The following is an 18,863-nucleotide window of genomic DNA, read 5'->3' on the forward strand; positions in this document are numbered from 1 at the left end:
CCCGCGAAGAATACGCCGCGGTGCTTCAGACTTACCGCGTCAGCGTTCTTCGCGGGCAAGCCTCGCTCCTACGGGGGAACGCGTGCAGCCAAAAACCTTGATTCAGAGCAGTTTCAAGATCAGGAAAGCAGGGTAAAACAACCCCGCCCGCTACTTGTAGTAACGCGCATATAAGACAACTTCCCCGCCCCAACCTGGATAACCAGTTTAAAAACCATCGCAAACAATAATGATTGTCATTTGGCGGCAACTATGTTCGTTACATTCCCTACAAAACAATATTGATGAAAACCCGGCTAATGCCCGCAACGCATGGGCTGCGTGGCTTTGGAGGTGCGCTATGTCCTTATTCCTGTAAATAATTTCGCTATAGGAATTTTACTTGCACGGTGTTGTGCCATAAAATCAGCGGGATTGATTGCTGCGACATATCGTCACTGCGTTGTTTCTTTTTCAAGCTCAGAGACCTTTGCTCTCTGTTAAGGATTTCCAGCATGCCCGAAGCGACAGGACTCATGGCCCACAACTGGGGCTTTGCCATTTTCCTTCTGGGCGTTGTCGGCCTCTGCGCCTTCATGCTCGGCGTCTCCAGCCTCCTCGGGTCAAAAGCCTGGGGCCGCAGCAAAAACGAACCGTTCGAGTCAGGCATGCTACCTACAGGTGGCGCCCGCTTGCGGCTCTCAGCCAAATTCTATCTGGTCGCGATGCTCTTCGTGATCTTCGATATCGAAGCCCTCTTTCTCTTTGCCTGGTCTGTGTCCGTCCGCGAAAGCGGCTGGACCGGATTCGTCGAAGCTCTCGTTTTCATAGCAATTCTGTTGGCAGGTCTTGTCTACCTGTTCCGAGTGGGCGCCCTTGACTGGGCTCCGGAAGCTCGTCGCAAGCGGCAGGCGAAGCTGAAACAATGAGGCTTTGGCAATGCAATACAATCTCACCAGGATCGACCCCGATGCTCCTAACGAGCAGTACCCGATTGGCGAACGGGAAACCGTTTCCGATCCGTTAGAAGATCAAGTCCACAAAAACATCTTCATGGGCAAGCTCGAAGACGTGCTTAACGGCACAGTCAACTGGGGGCGCAAGAACTCCCTGTGGCCGTATAACTTCGGTCTTTCGTGCTGCTACGTGGAAATGACCACCGCCTTCACGGCGCCCCACGACATCGCGCGCTTTGGCGCCGAGGTTATCCGGGCATCGCCGCGTCAGGCGGATTTCATGGTTATCGCTGGTACCTGCTTCATCAAGATGGCGCCGATCATTCAGCGTCTCTACGAGCAAATGCTCGAACCTAAATGGGTTATCTCCATGGGTTCGTGCGCCAACTCCGGTGGCATGTACGACATCTACTCCGTCGTTCAAGGGGTGGACAAGTTCCTGCCCGTGGACGTCTACGTGCCTGGCTGCCCGCCCCGCCCTGAAGCTTTTTTGCAAGGCTTGATGCTCTTGCAAGAGTCGATTGGACAGGAGCGTCGTCCGCTTTCCTGGGTCGTCGGTGATCAAGGCGTATACCGCGCCGAGATGCCTTCGCAAAAGGAACAGCGCCGCGAACAGCGAATCGCAGTCACCAACCTGCGCAGCCCCGACGAAGTCTGATCCAGCTCTGCTTCTTTAATAGAACGAGAACCTGGCTTCATTCTTTACGTTGACCGAAAGCGATAAATAACCATGACTACAGGCAGTGCTCTGTACATCCCGCCTTATAAGGCAGACGACCAGGATGTGGTCGTCGAACTGAACAACCGTTTTGGCCCCGAGGCGTTCACCGCCCAGCCTACCCGCACCGGCATGCCGGTGCTTTGGGTTGCCCGTGCCAAACTCGTCGAAGTCCTGACCTTCCTGCGCAACCTGCCCAAGCCGTACGTCATGCTCTATGACCTGCACGGCGTGGACGAGCGTCTGCGCACCAAGCGTCAAGGGCTGCCAAGCGGCGCCGACTTCACTGTGTTCTATCACTTGATGTCGATCGAACGTAATAGTGACGTCATGATCAAGGTCGCCTTGTCCGAGAGCGACCTTAGCGTGCCGACCGTGACCGGTATCTGGCCGAACGCCAACTGGTACGAGCGTGAAGTGTGGGACATGTACGGCATCAACTTTGCCGGTCACCCGCACCTGACCCGCATCATGATGCCGCCGACCTGGGAAGGTCACCCGCTGCGCAAGGACTTCCCGGCCCGTGCCACCGAGTTCGATCCGTTCAGCCTGACCCTGGCCAAGCAACAGCTTGAGGAAGAAGCCGCGCGCTTCAAGCCTGAAGACTGGGGCATGAAGCGTTCCGGGGCGAACGAGGACTACATGTTCCTCAACCTCGGTCCTAACCACCCTTCTGCGCACGGTGCGTTCCGCATCATCTTGCAGCTGGACGGTGAAGAGATCGTCGACTGCGTGCCGGACGTCGGTTACCACCACCGTGGTGCCGAGAAGATGGCCGAGCGTCAGTCCTGGCACAGTTTCATTCCGTACACCGACCGTATCGACTACCTCGGCGGCGTGATGAACAACCTGCCGTACGTGCTCTCGGTCGAGAAGCTGGCCGGCATCAAGGTGCCCGAGAAGGTCGACGTCATCCGCATCATGATGGCCGAGTTCTTCCGGATCACCAGCCACCTGCTGTTCCTGGGGACTTACATCCAGGACGTCGGCGCCATGACCCCGGTGTTCTTCACGTTCACCGACCGTCAGAAGGCGTACACGGTGATCGAAGCCATTACCGGTTTCCGTCTGCACCCGGCCTGGTACCGCATCGGCGGCGTCGCTCACGACCTGCCACGCGGCTGGGAAAAACTGGTGAAAGACTTCGTCGAGTGGATGCCAAAGCGCCTGGACGAATACCAGAAAGCCGCGCTGGACAACAGCATCCTCAAAGGCCGGACCATCGGTGTCGCCGCTTACAACACCAAAGAAGCCTTCGAATGGGGCGTCACTGGTGCAGGCTTGCGTTCGACCGGTTGCGACTTCGACCTGCGCAAAGCGCGCCCGTACTCCGGTTACGAGAACTTCGAATTCGAAGTGCCGCTGGCCGTCAATGGCGATGCCTACGATCGTTGCATCGTGCGCGTCGAAGAAATGCGCCAGAGCATCAAGATCATCGAGCAGTGCATGCGCAACATGCCGGAAGGCCCGTACAAGGCGGATCACCCGCTGACCACGCCGCCACCGAAAGAACGCACGCTGCAGCACATCGAGACCCTGATCACGCACTTCCTGCAAGTTTCGTGGGGCCCGGTCATGCCGGCCAACGAATCCTTCCAGATGATCGAAGCGACCAAGGGCATCAACAGTTATTACCTGACGAGCGATGGCGGCACCATGAGCTACCGCACCCGGATTCGCACCCCAAGCTTCCCGCACCTGCAGCAGATCCCTTCGGTGATCAAAGGCAGCATGGTCGCGGACTTGATCGCGTACCTGGGTAGTATCGATTTCGTTATGGCCGACGTGGACCGCTAAGCATGAACAGCACGCTTATCCAGACAGACCGTTTCACCTTGAGTGAAACCGAGCGCTCGGCCATCGAGCACGAGCTGCATCACTACGAAGACCCGCGCGCGGCGTCGATCGAAGCCCTGAAGATCGTCCAGAAGGAACGTGGCTGGGTGCCTGACGGCGCGCTCTACGCCATCGGCGAGATCCTCGGCATCCCGGCGAGCGACGTTGAAGGCGTGGCGACGTTCTATAGCCAGATCTTCCGTCAGCCAGTGGGCCGTCACATCATTCGCGTCTGCGACAGCATGGTCTGCTACATCGGCGGCCATGAATCGGTGGTCAGCGAAATCCAGAGCAATCTGGGTATCGGCCTGGGTCAGACCACCGCCGACGGTCGTTTCACCCTGCTGCCGGTCTGCTGCCTCGGCAACTGTGACAAGGCGCCGGCGTTGATGATCGACGACGACACTTTCGGTGATGTGCAGCCTGCTGGCGTTGCCAAATTGCTCGAGGGCTACGTATGACCCTGACTTCCTTCGGTCCAGCCAACCGCATCAAGCGTTCGGCCGAGACTCACCCGCTGACCTGGCGTCTGCGCGACGACGGCGAAGCTGTCTGGCTCGACGAGTACCAGGCCAAGAACGGTTACGCGGCAGCGCGCAAAGCGTTCGCTGACATGGCTCAGGACGACATCGTCCAGACCGTGAAAGACGCCGGCCTTAAAGGTCGCGGCGGTGCAGGCTTCCCCACGGGCGTGAAGTGGGGCCTGATGCCCAAAGACGAATCCATCAACATCCGCTACCTGCTGTGCAACGCGGACGAGATGGAACCGAACACCTGGAAAGACCGCATGCTGATGGAGCAACTGCCCCATCTGCTGATCGAAGGCATGCTGATCAGTGCTCGCGCGCTGAAAACCTACCGTGGCTACATCTTCCTGCGTGGCGAATACACCACCGCCGCCAAGCACCTCAACCGTGCCGTGGAAGAAGCCAAGGCAGCCGGTCTGCTGGACAAGAACATCCTGGGCAGCGGCTTCGATTTCGAGCTGTTCGTCCACACCGGCGCCGGGCGTTACATCTGCGGTGAAGAAACCGCACTGATCAACTCCCTGGAAGGCCGTCGCGCCAACCCGCGCTCCAAGCCGCCCTTCCCTGCCGCCGTTGGCGTGTGGGGCAAGCCAACTTGCGTGAACAACGTTGAAACCCTGTGCAACGTGCCGGCGATCATTGCCGACGGCGTGGACTGGTACAAATCGTTGGCCCGCGAAGGCAGCGAAGACATGGGCACCAAGCTCATGGGCTTCTCCGGCAAGGTCAAGAACCCGGGCCTGTGGGAATTGCCGTTCGGCGTCACCGGTCGCGAGTTGTTCGAAGACTACGCCGGCGGCATGCGCGATGGCTTCAAGCTCAAGTGCTGGCAGCCAGGCGGCGCCGGTACCGGTTTCCTGTTGCCGGAACACCTGGACGCACAAATGTACGCCGGCGGCATCGCCAAAGTGGGCACCCGTATGGGTACCGGCCTGGCCATGGCGGTGGACGACAGCGTCAACATGGTGTCCCTGCTGCGCAACATGGAAGAGTTCTTCTCCCGTGAGTCGTGCGGCTTCTGCACCCCGTGCCGTGACGGTTTGCCGTGGAGCGTCAAGCTTCTGCGCGCCATCGAAAACGGTGAAGGGCAAGCCGGCGATATCGAGACCCTGCTGGGTCTGGTCGGTTTCCTCGGCCCTGGCAAGACCTTCTGTGCTCACGCACCGGGCGCCGTGGAGCCGTTGGGCAGCGCAATCAAATACTTCCGCCACGAGTTCGAAGCCGGCATCGCGCCCACCAGCGCCGTCGTCCCGCCTCTGGCAAGGCCGATCGTAGTCGGCGCGTAAACGCTTAAAAAAGCGAAGGGTCCGTGCCCTTCGCTTTGTCGTGTGATGACGCCGTAAACGGCTGTGTTGATTCACGCGAATAACAAGATTCCATTAGCCACGCCCGCTGACACCGGGCCAACGAAGAACTTTGAACCATGGCCACTATCCACGTAGACGGCAAAGAGCTCGAAGTCGATGGGGCAGACAACCTGTTACAGGCATGTCTGTCGCTAGGCCTCGATATCCCTTATTTCTGCTGGCACCCAGCCCTAGGCAGCGTTGGCGCTTGCCGCCAGTGCGCGGTCAAGCAGTACACCGACGAGAACGACAAGCGTGGTCGGATCGTCATGTCCTGCATGACCCCCGCCACCGACGGCAGCTGGATCTCCATCGACGACGAAGAAGCGAAAGTGTTTCGCGCCAGCGTCGTCGAATGGCTGATGACCAACCACCCTCACGACTGCCCGGTCTGTGAAGAAGGCGGTCACTGCCACCTGCAAGACATGACGGTGATGACCGGCCACAACGAGCGCCGTTATCGCTTCACCAAGCGCACTCACCAGAACCAGCAACTGGGCCCGTTCATTTCCCACGAGATGAACCGCTGCATCGCCTGCTACCGCTGCGTGCGCTTCTACAAGGATTACGCCGGCGGCACCGACCTCGGTGTGTTCGGCGCCCACGACAACGTGTACTTCGGTCGCGTTGAAGACGGCACCCTGGAAAGCGAGTTCTCCGGCAACCTCACCGAGGTCTGCCCGACCGGTGTGTTCACCGACAAGACTCACTCCGAGCGCTACAACCGCAAGTGGGACATGCAGTTCTCGCCGAGCATCTGCCATGGCTGCTCCAGCGGTTGCAACATCTCCCCGGGCGAGCGCTACGGTGAACTGCGTCGTATCGAAAACCGCTTCAACGGTTCGGTCAACCAGTACTTCCTGTGCGACCGTGGCCGTTTCGGCTATGGCTACGTCAACCGCGAAGACCGCCCGCGTCAGCCATTGCTGGCCAACGGCGCCAAGCTGGGCCTGGACGAAGCGCTGGATAAAGCCGCCGACCTGCTGCGTGGTCGCAATATTGTCGGTATCGGTTCGCCACGTGCCAGCCTCGAAAGCAACTACGCGTTGCGCGAACTGGTCGGCGCCGAGCACTTCTACTCCGGTATCGAAGCCGCCGAGCTGGAACGCATTCGCCTGGTCATGCAGGTGTTGAAAGACAGCCCGCTGCCGATCCCGAACATGCGCGACATCGAAGATCACGATGCGATTTTCGTCCTCGGCGAAGATCTGACCCAGACCGCTGCACGTATGGCCCTGTCCCTGCGTCAATCGGTCAAAGGCAAAGCCGAAGACATGGCCGATGCCATGCGCGTTCAGCCTTGGCTCGACGCGGCAGTGAAGAACATCGGTCAGCACGCGCTGAACCCGCTGTTCATCGCCAGCCTGGCTGAAACCAAGCTCGACGACATCGCTGAAGAATGCGTTCACGCCGCTCCAGACGACCTGGCGCGCATCGGTTTCGCCGTGGCTCACGCCCTCGACGCCAGCGCCCCGGCGGTTGAAGGCCTGGACGCTGAAGCCCTCGAACTGGCCAAGCGCATCGCCGACGCCCTGCTCGCGGCCAAGCGCCCGCTGATCATTGCTGGCACTTCCCTGGGCTCCAAAGCCCTGATCGAAGCCGCCGCCAACATCGCCAAAGCCTTGAAGCTGCGCGAGAAGAACGGTTCCATCAGCCTGATCGTGCCAGAGGCCAACAGCCTCGGCCTGGCCATGCTCGGTGGTGACTCGGTCGATGCAGCGCTGCAAGCGGTGATCGACGGCAAGGCCGACGCCCTCGTCGTGCTGGAAAACGATCTGTACACCCGCACCGACAAAGCCAAGGTTGATGCTGCCCTGACCGCCGCGAAAGTGGTGATCGTTGCAGACCATCAGAAAACCGCCACCAGCGATCGCGCGCACCTGGTTCTGCCGGCTGCCAGCTTCGCTGAAGGCGACGGTACGTTGGTCAGCCAGGAAGGTCGCGCCCAGCGCTTCTTCCAGGTGTTCGACCCGACTTACCTCGACGCGAGCATCCTGGTTCACGAAGGCTGGCGCTGGCTGCATGCCCTGCGCGCCACCCTGTTGAACCAGCCGATCGACTGGACCCAACTGGACCATGTCACCGCCGCCGTCGCCGCCAGCACACCGCAACTGGCGGGCATCGTCGACGCTGCGCCGTCCGCCGCGTTCCGTATCAAAGGCCTGAAACTGGCTCGCGAACCGCTGCGTTACTCCGGCCGTACCGCCATGCGCGCCGACATCAGCGTGCACGAACCGCGTACTTCCCAGGACATCGACACCGCGTTTTCCTTCTCCATGGAAGGTTACTCGGGCTCGGTCGAACCGCGTCAGCAAGTGCCATTCGCCTGGTCTCCGGGCTGGAACTCGCCGCAAGCCTGGAACAAGTTCCAGGACGAAGTCGGTGGTCACATCCGCGCTGGCGACCCAGGCACCCGCCTGATCGAAAGCACCGGTGATTCGCTGAACTGGTTCGCGGCTGTTCCACGTGCATTCAACCCGGCGCCGGGCACCTGGCAGGTTGTGCCGTTCTTCCACCTGTTCGGCAGCGAAGAGACCTCTTCCAAAGCCGCGCCGGTTCAGGAACGCATCCCGGCCGCTTACGTGTCGCTGGCCAAATCCGAAGCCGATCGCCTGGGTGTCAATGACGGCGCCCTGCTCAGCTTGAACGTGGCCGGCCAGACCTTGCGTCTGCCGCTGCGCATCAACGAAGAGCTGGGTGCCGGTCTGGTCGCACTGCCGGCCGGTATCGCCGGCATTCCGCCAGCGATCTTTGGCAAAACCGTTGACGGTCTGCAGGAGGCAGCTCAATGACCTGGTTCACGCCTGAAGTGATTGACGTGATCATCGCGGTCCTCAAGGCCATCGTGATTCTGCTCGCCGTGGTGGTGTGCGGCGCGCTGCTGAGCTGGGTCGAGCGTCGTCTGCTCGCCCTCTGGCAGGACCGTTACGGTCCGAACCGCGTCGGCCCGTTCGGCGCATTCCAGATTGCAGCCGACATGATCAAGATGTTCTTCAAGGAAGACTGGACGCCACCGTTCGCCGACAAGGTGATCTTCACCCTGGCACCGGTCGTGGCCATGAGCGCCTTGCTGATTGCCTTCGCGATCATCCCGATCACCCCGACCTGGGGTGTGGCGGACATCAACATCGGCATCCTGTTCTTCTTCGCCATGGCCGGTCTGTCGGTCTACGCGGTGCTGTTCGCCGGCTGGTCCAGTAACAACAAGTTCGCCCTGCTGGGCAGCTTGCGGGCCTCGGCACAGACCGTGTCGTACGAAGTGTTCATGGGCCTGTCGCTGATGGGCATCGTGATCCAGGTCGGCTCGTTCAACATGCGCGACATCGTTGAATACCAGGCGCAGAACCTGTGGTTCGTGATTCCACAGATCTTCGGTTTCCTGACCTTCTTCATCGCCGGCGTCGCCGTGACTCACCGTCACCCGTTCGACCAGCCGGAAGCGGAGCAGGAACTGGCCGACGGTTACCACATTGAATATGCCGGCATGAAATGGGGCATGTTCTTCGTCGGCGAGTACATCGGCATCGTGTTGATTTCGGCGCTGCTGGTGACCTTGTTCTTCGGTGGCTGGCACGGTCCGTTCGGCATTCTGCCGCAGATCCCGTTCATCTGGTTCGCGCTCAAAACCGCGTTCTTCATCATGTTCTTCATCCTGCTGCGCGCCTCGATCCCGCGCCCACGGTATGACCAAGTGATGGATTTCAGCTGGAAGTTCTGCCTGCCGCTGACCCTCGTCAACATGCTGGTGACCGCTGCGATCGTGTTGCTCAACACGCCCGCCGTCGCGGCTCAGTGAGGATAGAGAATCATGAAGTACATATTTGACATCGTGCATGGCTTCTTCACCCAGCTTCGCAGCCTGGTGATGATCTTCGGCCATGCCTTCCGCAAGCGCGACACGCTGCAGTACCCGGAAGAAGCCGTGTACCTGCCGCCGCGCTTTCGTGGCCGTATCGTCCTGACCCGCGACCCTGATGGCGAAGAGCGTTGTGTCGCCTGCAACCTGTGCGCCGTGGCGTGCCCGGTTGGCTGCATCTCGCTGCAGAAAGCTGAAACCGAAGACGGTCGCTGGTACCCGGACTTCTTCCGCATCAACTTCTCGCGCTGCATTTTCTGCGGCCTCTGCGAGGAAGCCTGCCCGACCACCGCGATCCAGCTGACACCGGATTTCGAGATGGCCGAGTTCAAACGTCAGGACCTGGTTTACGAGAAAGAAGATCTGCTGATCTCCGGCCCCGGTAAAAACCCTGATTACAACTTCTATCGTGTTGCAGGTATGGCGATTGCCGGGAAGCCTAAAGGCTCCGCGCAGAATGAAGCCCAGCCGATCAACGTGAAGAGCTTGCTGCCTTAAGGAAGAAAGATGGAATTCGCTTTCTATTTCGCATCGGGTATCGCTGTGGTGTCCACGCTTCGCGTGATCACCAACACTAACCCTGTGCACGCCCTGCTCTACCTGATCATTTCGCTGATCGCCGTGGCCATGACGTTCTTCGCCCTCGGCGCACCGTTTGCCGGTGTGCTGGAAGTGATCGCCTACGCTGGCGCCATCATGGTGCTGTTCGTGTTCGTGGTGATGATGCTGAACCTGGGCCCGGCCTCGGTTCAGCAAGAGCGCGTCTGGCTCAAGCCCGGCATCTGGCTCGGACCGGTCGCCCTCGGCACCCTGCTGCTGGTTGAACTGTTGTACGTACTGTTCAGCGACGCCAGCGGCCAGGCCATCGGCCACACCACCGTAGACGCCAAGGCCGTGGGCATCAGCCTGTTCGGTCCTTATCTGCTGGTGGTCGAACTCGCCTCGATGCTGCTGCTTGCCGCAGCCGTCACGGCGTTCCACTTGGGCCGCAACGAAGCCAAGGAGCAATGACGATGCCTGCTATCCCTTTGGAGCATGGTCTGGCGGTCGCCGGCATCTTGTTCTGCCTCGGTCTGGTCGGCCTGATGGTCCGGCGCAACATTCTCTTCGTGCTGATGAGCCTGGAGATCATGATGAATGCCTCCGCCTTGGCCTTCATCGTCGCCGGTAGCCGCTGGGGTCAGCCGGATGGACAGATCATGTTCATCCTGGTGATCAGCCTGGCAGCCGCCGAGGCCAGTATTGGCCTGGCGATTCTGTTGCAGCTGTATCGCCGCTTCCACACTCTCGATATCGACGCTGCCAGCGAGATGCGCGGATGAATCTTCTCTATCTGACTTTCGTATTCCCTCTCATAGGTTTCCTGCTGCTGTCGTTCTCACGCGGCCGCTTTTCGGAAAACCTTTCGGCGCTGATTGGCGTCGGTTCCATCGGCTTGTCTGCCATTGTCACGGCCTACGTGATCTGGCAATTCAACGTCGCCCCGCCTGAAGGCGGTCACTACACGCAAGTGTTGTGGCAGTGGATGGCGGTGGAAGGCTTCACGCCGAACTTCGCGCTGTACCTGGATGGCCTGTCCGTGACCATGCTCGGCGTGGTCGTCGGTGTCGGCTTCCTGATCCACCTGTTCGCGTCCTGGTACATGCGCGGTGAAGCCGGTTACTCGCGCTTCTTCGCCTACACCAACCTGTTTATCGCCAGCATGCTGTTCCTGGTCCTGGGCGATAACCTGTTGTTCCTGTACTTCGGTTGGGAAGGCGTGGGCCTGTGCTCGTACCTGTTGATCGGTTTCTACTACAGCAACCGCAACAACGGTAACGCGGCACTCAAAGCCTTCATCGTGACCCGTATCGGCGACGTGTTCATGGCGATCGGCCTGTTCATCCTGTTCCAACAGTTGGGCACGCTGAACATCCAGGAACTGCTGGTGCTGGCACCGCAGAAATTCCAGGCCGGCGACTTCTGGATGGTCATGGCCACCCTGATGCTGCTGGGCGGCGCTGTCGGTAAATCCGCGCAACTGCCGCTGCAAACCTGGCTGGCGGACGCAATGGCCGGTCCTACCCCTGTTTCGGCACTGATCCACGCCGCAACGATGGTGACCGCGGGCGTCTACCTGATTGCCCGTACCCACGGCCTGTTTGCGTTGGCGCCGGACATCCTGCAGCTCGTTGGCATCGTCGGCGGCGTGACCCTGGTACTCGCCGGTTTTGCCGCACTGGTCCAGACCGACATCAAACGTATCCTCGCCTACTCGACCATGAGCCAGATCGGCTACATGTTCCTGGCGCTGGGCGTTGGCGCATGGGATGGCGCGATTTTCCACCTGATGACCCACGCCTTCTTCAAGGCACTGTTGTTCCTTGCGTCCGGTGCGGTGATCGTTGCCTGCCACCATGAGCAGAACATCTTCAAGATGGGCGGCCTGTGGAAGAAACTGCCGCTGGCCTACGCCAGCTTCATCGTCGGCGGCGCGGCACTGTCCGCCCTGCCACTGGTGACCGCAGGCTTCTACTCCAAGGACGAAATCCTCTGGGAAGCGTTTGCCAGCGGCAACCACGGTCTGCTCTACGCAGGCCTGGTCGGCGCGTTCATGACTTCGCTGTACACCTTCCGCCTGATCTTCATCGCGTTCCACGGTGAAGCGAAGACTGAAGCGCACGCCGGTCACGGCATCGCTCACTGGCTGCCGCTGTCGGTGCTGATCGTGCTGTCGACCTTCGTCGGCGCGATGATCGTTCCACCGCTGCACGGCGTGCTGCCGGAAAGCGTCGGCCATGCCGGCGGCGAAGCCAAGCACAGCCTGGAAATCGCCTCGGGCGCCATCGCCCTGGCCGGTATCCTGCTGGCCGCGCTGCTGTTCCTCGGCAAGCGTCGTTTCGTCACTGCAATCGCCAACAGCGGCATCGGCCGCTTCCTTTCGGCCTGGTGGTTCGCTGCCTGGGGCTTCGACTGGATCTACGACAAACTGTTCGTCAAGCCATACCTTGCGATCAGCCACGCACTGCGCAAAGACCCGCTCGACCAGACCATCGGTCTGATCCCGCGTATGGCCAAAGGTGGTCACACCGCCCTCAGCCGTACCGAAACCGGTCAACTGCGTTGGTACGCGGCATCGATGGCAGCCGGCTCCGTGCTGGTCATCGGCGCCATCGTGCTGGTAGCGGTCTGAATATGAACCTTGCGAACTTGCGAAAGGAATTGAGCCCGTCATGATTCTGCCTTGGCTAATCCTGATCCCCTTCATCGGCGGCCTGCTGTGCTGGATGGGTGAGCGCTTCGGCGCTACCCTCCCCCGCTGGATTGCGCTGTTGACCATGACCCTGGAACTCGCGCTCGGCCTCTGGCTGTGGGCCCACGGTAATTATTCATTTGCTCCGGCGCCTGGCGCCGATCCGACCTGGGCGCTTGAGTTCAAGCACATCTGGATCGAGCGCTTCGGCATCAGCGTGCACCTGGCGCTCGATGGCCTGTCGCTGCTGATGATCCTGCTGACCGGTCTGCTGGGTATCCTCTCGGTACTCTGCTCGTGGAAAGAGATCCAGCGTCACGTTGGCTTCTTCCACTTGAACCTGATGTGGATCCTGGGCGGTGTCGTCGGCGTGTTCCTCGCCCTCGACCTGTTCATGTTCTTCTTCTTCTGGGAAATGATGCTGGTGCCGATGTACTTCCTCATCGCGCTCTGGGGTCACAGTTCTTCGGACGGCAAGAAAACCCGGATCTACGCGGCGACCAAGTTCTTCATCTTCACTCAGGCGTCCGGCCTGATCATGTTGGTGGCGATCCTGGGTCTGGTGTTGGTCAACTTCAACAGCACCGGCGTGATCACGTTCAACTACGCCGACCTGCTGAAAACCAAGATGTCGCTCACCACCGAGTACATCCTGATGCTCGGCTTCTTCATCGCCTTCGCGGTGAAGCTGCCGGTGGTGCCGTTCCACTCCTGGCTGCCTGACGCTCATGCCCAGGCACCAACCGCAGGTTCGGTCGACCTGGCCGGTATCTTGTTGAAGACGGCGGCTTACGGTCTGCTGCGTTTCGCCCTGCCGCTGTTCCCGAATGCCTCGGCCGAGTTCGCGCCGATTGCCATGACCCTGGGTCTGATCGGGATCTTCTACGGTGCGTTCCTGGCCTTCGCCCAAACCGACATCAAGCGTCTGATCGCCTACTCCTCCGTTTCCCACATGGGCTTCGTGTTGATCGGCATCTACTCCGGCAGCCAACTGGCGCTGCAGGGCGCGGTGATGCAGATGCTGGCGCACGGTCTGTCGGCCGCGGCACTCTTTATCCTCAGCGGTCAGTTGTACGAACGCACCCACACCCGCGACATGCGTGAAATGGGTGGCCTGTGGTCGAAGATCGCTTACCTGCCGGCCATCAGCCTGTTCTTTGCCGCCGCGTCCCTGGGCTTGCCGGGTACCGGTAACTTTGTGGGTGAGTTCCTGATCCTGATCGGCACGTTCCCGGCCGCCCCATGGATCACGATCATCGCGACGTCCGGTCTGGTGTTCGGTTCGGTCTACTCGCTGATCATGATCCACCGTGCCTACTTCGGCCCGTCCAAATCGGACGCGGTGCTGCATGGCATGGATGGTCGCGAACTGATCATGGTGGTCGGTCTGGCGGCACTGCTGATTTACATCGGCGTGTACCCGCAACCGTTCCTCGATACCTCTGCTGCGACGATGCATGGCGTGCAGCAATGGCTCGGCACCGCCTTCACTCAACTCGCTTCGGCCCGGTAAGAGCGCTATGGAATTCACGACTCAACACTTTATTGCGCTTGCGCCGTTGTTGATCACCAGCGCCACGATCATCGTGGTGATGCTGGCAATCGCCTGGCGCCGCAACCACTCACAGACCTTCCTGATCTCCGTGGCGGGTCTGAACCTGGCGTTGCTGTCGATCCTGCCAGCCCTGAAAGTCGCGCCCCTGGCCGTGACTCCGTTGCTGCAGATCGACACCTTCGCTTGCCTGTACATGGCGCTGATCCTGGTCGCCACCCTCGCCTGTGTGACCCTCGCCCACGCTTACCTCGGCGATGGCGGCTCGGGTTACCCGGGCAACCGTGAAGAACTTTACCTGCTGATCCTGATGGCCGCCGCCGGTGGCCTGGTCCTGGTCAGCGCGCAGCACCTGGCCGGGTTGTTCATCGGTCTGGAACTGCTTTCGGTGCCGGTCTACGGTCTGGTGGCTTATGCCTTCTTCAACAAGCGCTCGCTGGAAGCCGGTATCAAGTACATGGTGCTGTCGGCGGCCGGTTCGGCGTTCCTGTTGTTCGGCATGGCCCTGCTCTACGCCGACTCCGGCAGCCTGAGCTTCGTCGGTATCGGCCAGGCCCTCGCGGCCACCGGCCTGCCAAGCTCGCTGGCACAACTGGGCCTGGGCATGATGCTGATCGGTCTGGCGTTCAAACTGTCGCTGGTACCGTTCCACCTCTGGACCCCGGACGTCTACGAAGGTGCTCCGGCACCGGTGGCGGCGTTCCTGGCGACCGCGTCCAAAGTGGCCGTGTTCGCGGTGATGGTGCGTCTGTTCCAGATCTCCCCGGCGGCAAGCAGCGGTGTGCTGAGCGACGTGCTGACCATCATCGCCATTGCGTCGATCCTGTTCGGTAACCTGCTGGCACTGACCCAGAGCAACCTCAAGCGTCTGCTGGGTTACTCGTCCATCGCTCACTTCGGTTACCTGCTGATTGCCCTGGTGGCAAGCAAGGGTCTGGCCGTGGAAGCCATCGGCGTGTACCTGGTCACCTACGTCATCACCAGCCTCGGCGCGTTCGGCGTGATCACGCTGATGTCCTCGCCGTACAACGGCCGTGACGCCGATGCCCTGTACGAATACCGCGGCCTGTTCTGGCGCCGTCCGTACCTGACCGCCGTCATGACCGTGATGATGCTGTCCCTGGCCGGCATTCCGCTGACCGCGGGCTTCATCGGCAAGTTCTACATCATCGCCACCGGTGTCGAGTCGCACCAATGGTGGCTGGTCGGTTCCCTGGTACTGGGCAGCGCCATCGGCGTCTTCTACTACCTGCGCGTCATGGTCACCTTGTACCTGATCGAACCGAACCTGCGTCGCCACGATGCGCAACTGCACTGGGAACAACGTGCAGGCGGCGTGATGCTGCTGGCCATCGCTCTGGTGGCATTCTTCCTCGGCGTCTACCCGCAACCATTGCTGACCCTGGTTCAGCAGGCGGGTCTGGCGGGCTGATCGCATAGCGACACTCGGTAGAAAACAGAAACGGCACCTTCGGGTGCCGTTTTTGCGTTTGTGGGATCGTGATGTTCAGGCATCGTTTTATGCACCGCCTCAGAGGTCAGTCCCACTGCGAAGTATCCCCTCTCTTTTATCGAACGCTCTCACTGCACGGGTCGATTCGTCCTACAGGTGTTTTTACAACCGGGGTCTACCGTTGAAAACGGGAACGAAAAGGATGGCGTCGATGCCTTGACCGATTCGATTATCGAGACAAAACTATACGTAGGTAGCGTACAGAACATGGATGCTCTTTTCATCGAATTACGTATGTTCCAGAAACATCGAGACGAGTACCTGGATGACGATCTGTTTCGCAGCTTTCAACTGGAGTTGCTGAAGAATCCAGAAGCGGGCGATCTCATTGAGGGCACCGGTGGGCTGCGCAAAATCCGCTTCTGCGATCAACGACGAGGCAAGGGCAAGCGCGGCGGATTGCGGGTGATTTATTACGGGTGGTCAGGCTTCGATCAATTCTGGCTGTTCACCGTGTACAGCAAAAACGAGCAAGACGACCTGTCGCCCTCCCAGAAAAACATTTTCAGACAAGCGCTAGATAGAGAAATCAACACGAGATCCCACTATGAAACGTGACATTTTTTCCGAACTGATGGATGGCCTCGAAGCGCTGGCCGAAGAGCGCCAAGGCAAGATCACTCTGCGCACCCACAAGGTCCAGCTGCCAAAACTGATGCCCATCACGGCTGAGGAAGTGGTTGCCATACGCCAACAGCTCAACCTCTCCCGGCCAGTGTTCGCCATGTATCTGCGCACCAACACCCGAACCCTTGAGAACTGGGAACAGGGACGGGCAATACCCAATGCCCAAGCCACGACCCTGATACGTCTGGTTGAACGCTTTCCGCAGACGATCGAACAGCTCGCAGCCCTGACCTGAATGCTCGGGGCTATTACTCCAGCCACATAACGAAATTGTAATTCCCCCATCACCTTGGCGTTATCCGCAGCTTGCAACGATGTCACCCGGCGACCATGCCGGCGGGCCTTCTCCGCCGAACAATAAAACCCACGCCGAAGCACGTTCCCGTCTGCCGAACCCAAGGAGTGATTGATGGTTAACAATACAAAAATGTCGATGGCCGCTTTAGCGGTGGTGGTCGGCTCCGGACCGTCCATGGTAATGGCGGATGATAAAGCCGAAGGGTTTATCGAGGGCAGCAGCCTGACGGTGCTCAACCGTAATTTCTACTTCAACCGTGATCACCGCAATGGCCAGTCCAGCCCCACCGGCAATGGTTATTCAGAAACCTGGGCCCATGCGGTGATCAGCAAGTTCGAATCCGGGTTTACCCAAGGCACTGTCGGCGTCGGTGTCGATGCGTTTGCGATGATCGGCTTGAAGCTCGACACCGGTGACGGCCGCAACGGTGGCCGTAGTTCGTTTGATGTGCTGCCCGTCAACAGTGATGGCGAGGCGCGGGACGAGTACACCAAGGTCGGTGGAGCCGCCAAAGTGCGAGCCTTCGATACGGTGGTCAAGGTCGGTGACGTGTTCCCGGCCAACCCGGTGGTGGCGGCAGGTGACTCGCGATTGCTGCCGGAGAGCTTTCGCGGTGTGACGGCGGTCAACACCAGCCTCGAGGGTCTGTCGGTTCAGGGCGGTCGGCTGCATGCGATGAGCCAACCCGTGTCCAGCGATATGCGCGAGAACTTCGCCACGTTTTATGCCGGCCCGGTCAATTCGCCATGGATCGCTTACGGTGGCGGCGACTATGCACTGAACAAGAACCTCAGCTTCAGCCTGTACTCCAGCCGCCTCAAGGATGCCTGGAATCAGTACTACGCCGGCACTGCCTGGACCTATCCGCTATCGGATGACCTGTCGCTGTTTGGCGGCCTGAACTATTACAAGGCGGTCGACGAAGGCAAACAACTGCTCGGCAAGTTCGACAACAACATCTGGAGCGGCCGGGTGGGCGTGAAACTCGGCGCGCACTCCGTTGCACTTTCACACCAGCGCAACAATGGCAACGACGACTTCGATTACCTGCGTCAATCCGACTCGATCTTCCTCGACAACTCCATCCAGTACAACGACTTCAACTCGCCCAAGGAACGTTCGTGGATGGCGCGCTACGACCTCGACATGACCACTTACGGCGTACCGGGGCTCTCGTTCATGACTCGTTACGCCCGAGGCACCGACGCCGATTACACCAACGCCAACGCCGTGTACATGCGCCGCGATGCTGACGGCAATCCACTGACCGACCAGAAGCGCTGGGAACGTGATGTCGAAGTCAAATACGTGGTGCAGAGTGGTTCGATGAAAGACCTGTCGCTGCGTTTGCGCCAGGCCACGACGCGCGCCACGGCATTTGAATCGGATTTGAATGAAGTGCGGGTGATTGTCGAGTACCCGTTGGCGATTCTCTGATCAAGCGGCCGATACACATTCACCTTTAGAAGCTCCTTGCTCCTTTGGTAAGAGGTGAATCTTTGGCGTCCTTCGGGGCGCCTTTTTTATGCCTGAGTAAAACCTGCAGGCGTTGCCGAAGGTTCGGCAGCGCCTGCAGGGATTCCGGCCCTGGCCATCAGGGCGGTGTCAGCTGCCGCGATTGCGGCAATCCCCCGCCACGGTGTATCTGATGGTGTTGAGTTGGCCTTTCGAGTCTTCATAGGTCATGGCGGCAGGCACCACAGCGCAAGCCACTTGCGGACGCACAACGCTTACCACTTTAGCCACGTCCAGCTTCATTCCGTATTCGTAGTCCTTGACCTGCGGCGCCGGTTTGCCCTGGTTGGCCGCGTATTGCTCCATGGCTTTGGTGTTAGCACTCAGCGCCCGCTCGAACGTCCGGTCACCACCCCCCTCGGCAAACACATTCAGGGACATCGCCAGCATGCCGGCGAACGTCATCAACTGAAGTACTTTCATATCCACTCCCATCCAATCCTGGCTCAAAAAAAAGCCCGGCATCGGGACTCGATGACAGGCCTGTTCAAGTGCGATGCGCTTACAAGTCGTTGGTGTTGTCGTCTTTCTTTTCATTGACGACGACCGGGTCGCGCGCTTTTTCCTTGGCGACGAACAGCTCTACGGAGCGGTCATTGGCAGTCATCATTCGTTGGAACGTTCGATCACCGCCGCCTTCGGCCAAGGCCAGAGAAGACATCGCCAACGCTGCTGCAAAGGTACTGATGTGTGCAAATTTCATGTTTGATTCCTCGTTTGGTAGCTGACGGAATCAAGGTAACAATCCGAACCTTTCGTGACGGTGGCGCACAAATTACATATCCGTTATGTGGGGGAAGCAGGTCAGGCCTGAGAAAGAACTGTGGCGAGGGAGCTTGCTCCCGCTGGGGCGCGAAGCGGCCCCCGCTCTTCATCTGAAAAGCGGGGCCTGCTGCGCAGTCCAGCGG

At 59.8% G+C, this 18,863-nt stretch carries 18 protein-coding genes; 16 read left to right on the forward strand and 2 right to left on the reverse strand.

What is annotated here, in order from left to right:
* The first annotated feature begins 494 nt into the window (after positions 1-494).
* From QMX98_RS21790 to QMX98_RS21865, 16 genes are all read left to right on the forward strand, one after another.
* A complete protein-coding gene (locus QMX98_RS21790) occupies positions 495-908 on the forward strand; it encodes an NADH-quinone oxidoreductase subunit A (protein WP_003223812.1) in 414 nt (137 codons plus the stop codon).
* 10 nt (positions 909-918) lie between these two features.
* Positions 919-1,593 (forward strand): NADH-quinone oxidoreductase subunit B, encoded by a 675-nt coding sequence (locus tag QMX98_RS21795; protein WP_010458867.1) that lies wholly within the window; start codon positions 919-921, stop codon positions 1,591-1,593.
* A gap of 72 nt (positions 1,594-1,665) precedes the next feature.
* On the forward strand, positions 1,666-3,450 hold the full coding sequence (nuoC, locus tag QMX98_RS21800; RefSeq protein ID WP_010458865.1) for an NADH-quinone oxidoreductase subunit C/D: 1,785 nt from the start codon (positions 1,666-1,668) through the stop codon (positions 3,448-3,450).
* A gap of 2 nt (positions 3,451-3,452) precedes the next feature.
* A complete protein-coding gene (gene nuoE / locus QMX98_RS21805; protein WP_007946422.1) occupies positions 3,453-3,950 on the forward strand; it encodes an NADH-quinone oxidoreductase subunit NuoE in 498 nt (165 codons plus the stop codon).
* The gene (gene nuoF / locus QMX98_RS21810) at positions 3,947-5,302 is read left to right on the forward strand and encodes an NADH-quinone oxidoreductase subunit NuoF (RefSeq protein ID WP_282411363.1); all 1,356 of its coding nucleotides are present in this window, start codon (positions 3,947-3,949) and stop codon (positions 5,300-5,302) included. The genes nuoE and nuoF overlap by 4 nt, the downstream gene beginning before the upstream one ends.
* Before the next feature lie 137 nt (positions 5,303-5,439).
* Positions 5,440-8,154 carry an NADH-quinone oxidoreductase subunit NuoG gene (nuoG, locus tag QMX98_RS21815; RefSeq protein WP_083377169.1) on the forward strand — a complete coding sequence of 905 codons (2,715 nt, stop codon included), beginning with the start codon at positions 5,440-5,442 and terminating at the stop codon, positions 8,152-8,154.
* Positions 8,151-9,158, forward strand: a complete 1,008-nt coding sequence (gene nuoH / locus QMX98_RS21820; protein ID WP_008146046.1) for an NADH-quinone oxidoreductase subunit NuoH — start codon at positions 8,151-8,153, stop codon at positions 9,156-9,158. Before nuoG ends, nuoH begins: the two co-directional genes overlap by 4 nt.
* 9 nt (positions 9,159-9,167) lie before the next feature.
* The gene (nuoI, locus tag QMX98_RS21825) at positions 9,168-9,716 is read left to right on the forward strand and encodes an NADH-quinone oxidoreductase subunit NuoI (protein ID WP_032829896.1); all 549 of its coding nucleotides are present in this window, start codon (positions 9,168-9,170) and stop codon (positions 9,714-9,716) included.
* A 9-nt stretch (positions 9,717-9,725) separates the two neighbouring features.
* On the forward strand, positions 9,726-10,229 hold the full coding sequence (gene nuoJ, locus QMX98_RS21830; RefSeq protein WP_007905076.1) for an NADH-quinone oxidoreductase subunit J: 504 nt from the start codon (positions 9,726-9,728) through the stop codon (positions 10,227-10,229).
* Between the two features lie 2 nt (positions 10,230-10,231).
* A complete protein-coding gene (gene nuoK, locus QMX98_RS21835) occupies positions 10,232-10,540 on the forward strand; it encodes an NADH-quinone oxidoreductase subunit NuoK (protein ID WP_010458852.1) in 309 nt (102 codons plus the stop codon).
* Positions 10,537-12,390, forward strand: a complete 1,854-nt coding sequence (gene nuoL / locus QMX98_RS21840; protein ID WP_010458850.1) for an NADH-quinone oxidoreductase subunit L — start codon at positions 10,537-10,539, stop codon at positions 12,388-12,390. The genes nuoK and nuoL overlap by 4 nt, the downstream gene beginning before the upstream one ends.
* A gap of 40 nt (positions 12,391-12,430) precedes the next feature.
* A complete protein-coding gene (nuoM, locus tag QMX98_RS21845) occupies positions 12,431-13,963 on the forward strand; it encodes an NADH-quinone oxidoreductase subunit M (RefSeq protein ID WP_010458848.1) in 1,533 nt (510 codons plus the stop codon).
* Between the two features lie 7 nt (positions 13,964-13,970).
* Complete coding sequence (gene nuoN, locus QMX98_RS21850; protein ID WP_010458846.1) at positions 13,971-15,434, forward strand: NADH-quinone oxidoreductase subunit NuoN; 1,464 nt, start codon at positions 13,971-13,973, stop codon at positions 15,432-15,434.
* Between the two features lie 288 nt (positions 15,435-15,722).
* Positions 15,723-16,073, forward strand: a complete 351-nt coding sequence (locus tag QMX98_RS21855; protein ID WP_083377329.1) for a toxin — start codon at positions 15,723-15,725, stop codon at positions 16,071-16,073.
* Entirely contained in the window at positions 16,063-16,377 is a 315-nt protein-coding gene (locus tag QMX98_RS21860; protein ID WP_010458842.1) for an XRE family transcriptional regulator, read from the forward strand. The genes QMX98_RS21855 and QMX98_RS21860 overlap by 11 nt, the downstream gene beginning before the upstream one ends.
* 174 nt (positions 16,378-16,551) lie before the next feature.
* Positions 16,552-17,877: an OprD family porin gene (locus QMX98_RS21865; protein WP_077748738.1), complete on the forward strand. Its 1,326-nt coding sequence runs from the start codon at positions 16,552-16,554 to the stop codon at positions 17,875-17,877.
* Positions 17,878-18,045: 168 nt separating this feature from the next.
* On the opposite strand, the gene QMX98_RS21870 is transcribed toward QMX98_RS21865, so the two are convergent.
* Both QMX98_RS21870 and QMX98_RS21875 read right to left on the reverse strand, forming a co-directional pair.
* On the reverse strand, positions 18,046-18,378 hold the full coding sequence (locus QMX98_RS21870) for a DUF2790 domain-containing protein (protein ID WP_077748809.1): 333 nt from the start codon (positions 18,376-18,378) through the stop codon (positions 18,046-18,048).
* A 79-nt stretch (positions 18,379-18,457) separates the two neighbouring features.
* Entirely contained in the window at positions 18,458-18,658 is a 201-nt protein-coding gene (locus QMX98_RS21875) for a co-regulatory protein PtrA N-terminal domain-containing protein (protein ID WP_010458836.1), read from the reverse strand.
* Positions 18,659-18,863 lie beyond the last annotated feature (205 nt).

Source organism: Pseudomonas sp. PS02303, assembly GCF_029959925.1.
Lineage (GTDB): Bacteria > Pseudomonadota > Gammaproteobacteria > Pseudomonadales > Pseudomonadaceae > Aquipseudomonas > Aquipseudomonas mandelii.

Bases quoted from the DNA above. Each gene is read 5' to 3' on its own strand.
- QMX98_RS21790 (WP_003223812.1), top strand. From the start codon at position 495: ATGCCCGAAGCGACAGGACTCATGGCCCACAACTGGGGCTTTGCCATT.
- QMX98_RS21795 (WP_010458867.1), top strand. From the start codon at position 919: ATGCAATACAATCTCACCAGGATCGACCCCGATGCTCCTAACGAGCAG.
- nuoC (WP_010458865.1), top strand. From the start codon at position 1,666: ATGACTACAGGCAGTGCTCTGTACATCCCGCCTTATAAGGCAGACGAC.
- nuoE (WP_007946422.1), top strand. From the start codon at position 3,453: ATGAACAGCACGCTTATCCAGACAGACCGTTTCACCTTGAGTGAAACC.
- nuoF (WP_282411363.1), top strand. From the start codon at position 3,947: ATGACCCTGACTTCCTTCGGTCCAGCCAACCGCATCAAGCGTTCGGCC.
- nuoG (WP_083377169.1), top strand. From the start codon at position 5,440: ATGGCCACTATCCACGTAGACGGCAAAGAGCTCGAAGTCGATGGGGCA.
- nuoH (WP_008146046.1), top strand. From the start codon at position 8,151: ATGACCTGGTTCACGCCTGAAGTGATTGACGTGATCATCGCGGTCCTC.
- nuoJ (WP_007905076.1), top strand. From the start codon at position 9,726: ATGGAATTCGCTTTCTATTTCGCATCGGGTATCGCTGTGGTGTCCACG.
- nuoK (WP_010458852.1), top strand. From the start codon at position 10,232: ATGCCTGCTATCCCTTTGGAGCATGGTCTGGCGGTCGCCGGCATCTTG.
- nuoL (WP_010458850.1), top strand. From the start codon at position 10,537: ATGAATCTTCTCTATCTGACTTTCGTATTCCCTCTCATAGGTTTCCTG.
- nuoM (WP_010458848.1), top strand. From the start codon at position 12,431: ATGATTCTGCCTTGGCTAATCCTGATCCCCTTCATCGGCGGCCTGCTG.
- nuoN (WP_010458846.1), top strand. From the start codon at position 13,971: ATGGAATTCACGACTCAACACTTTATTGCGCTTGCGCCGTTGTTGATC.
- QMX98_RS21855 (WP_083377329.1), top strand. From the start codon at position 15,723: ATGGATGCTCTTTTCATCGAATTACGTATGTTCCAGAAACATCGAGAC.
- QMX98_RS21860 (WP_010458842.1), top strand. From the start codon at position 16,063: ATGAAACGTGACATTTTTTCCGAACTGATGGATGGCCTCGAAGCGCTG.
- QMX98_RS21865 (WP_077748738.1), top strand. From the start codon at position 16,552: ATGGTTAACAATACAAAAATGTCGATGGCCGCTTTAGCGGTGGTGGTC.
- QMX98_RS21870 (WP_077748809.1), bottom strand. From the start codon at position 18,378: ATGAAAGTACTTCAGTTGATGACGTTCGCCGGCATGCTGGCGATGTCC.
- QMX98_RS21875 (WP_010458836.1), bottom strand. From the start codon at position 18,658: ATGAAATTTGCACACATCAGTACCTTTGCAGCAGCGTTGGCGATGTCT.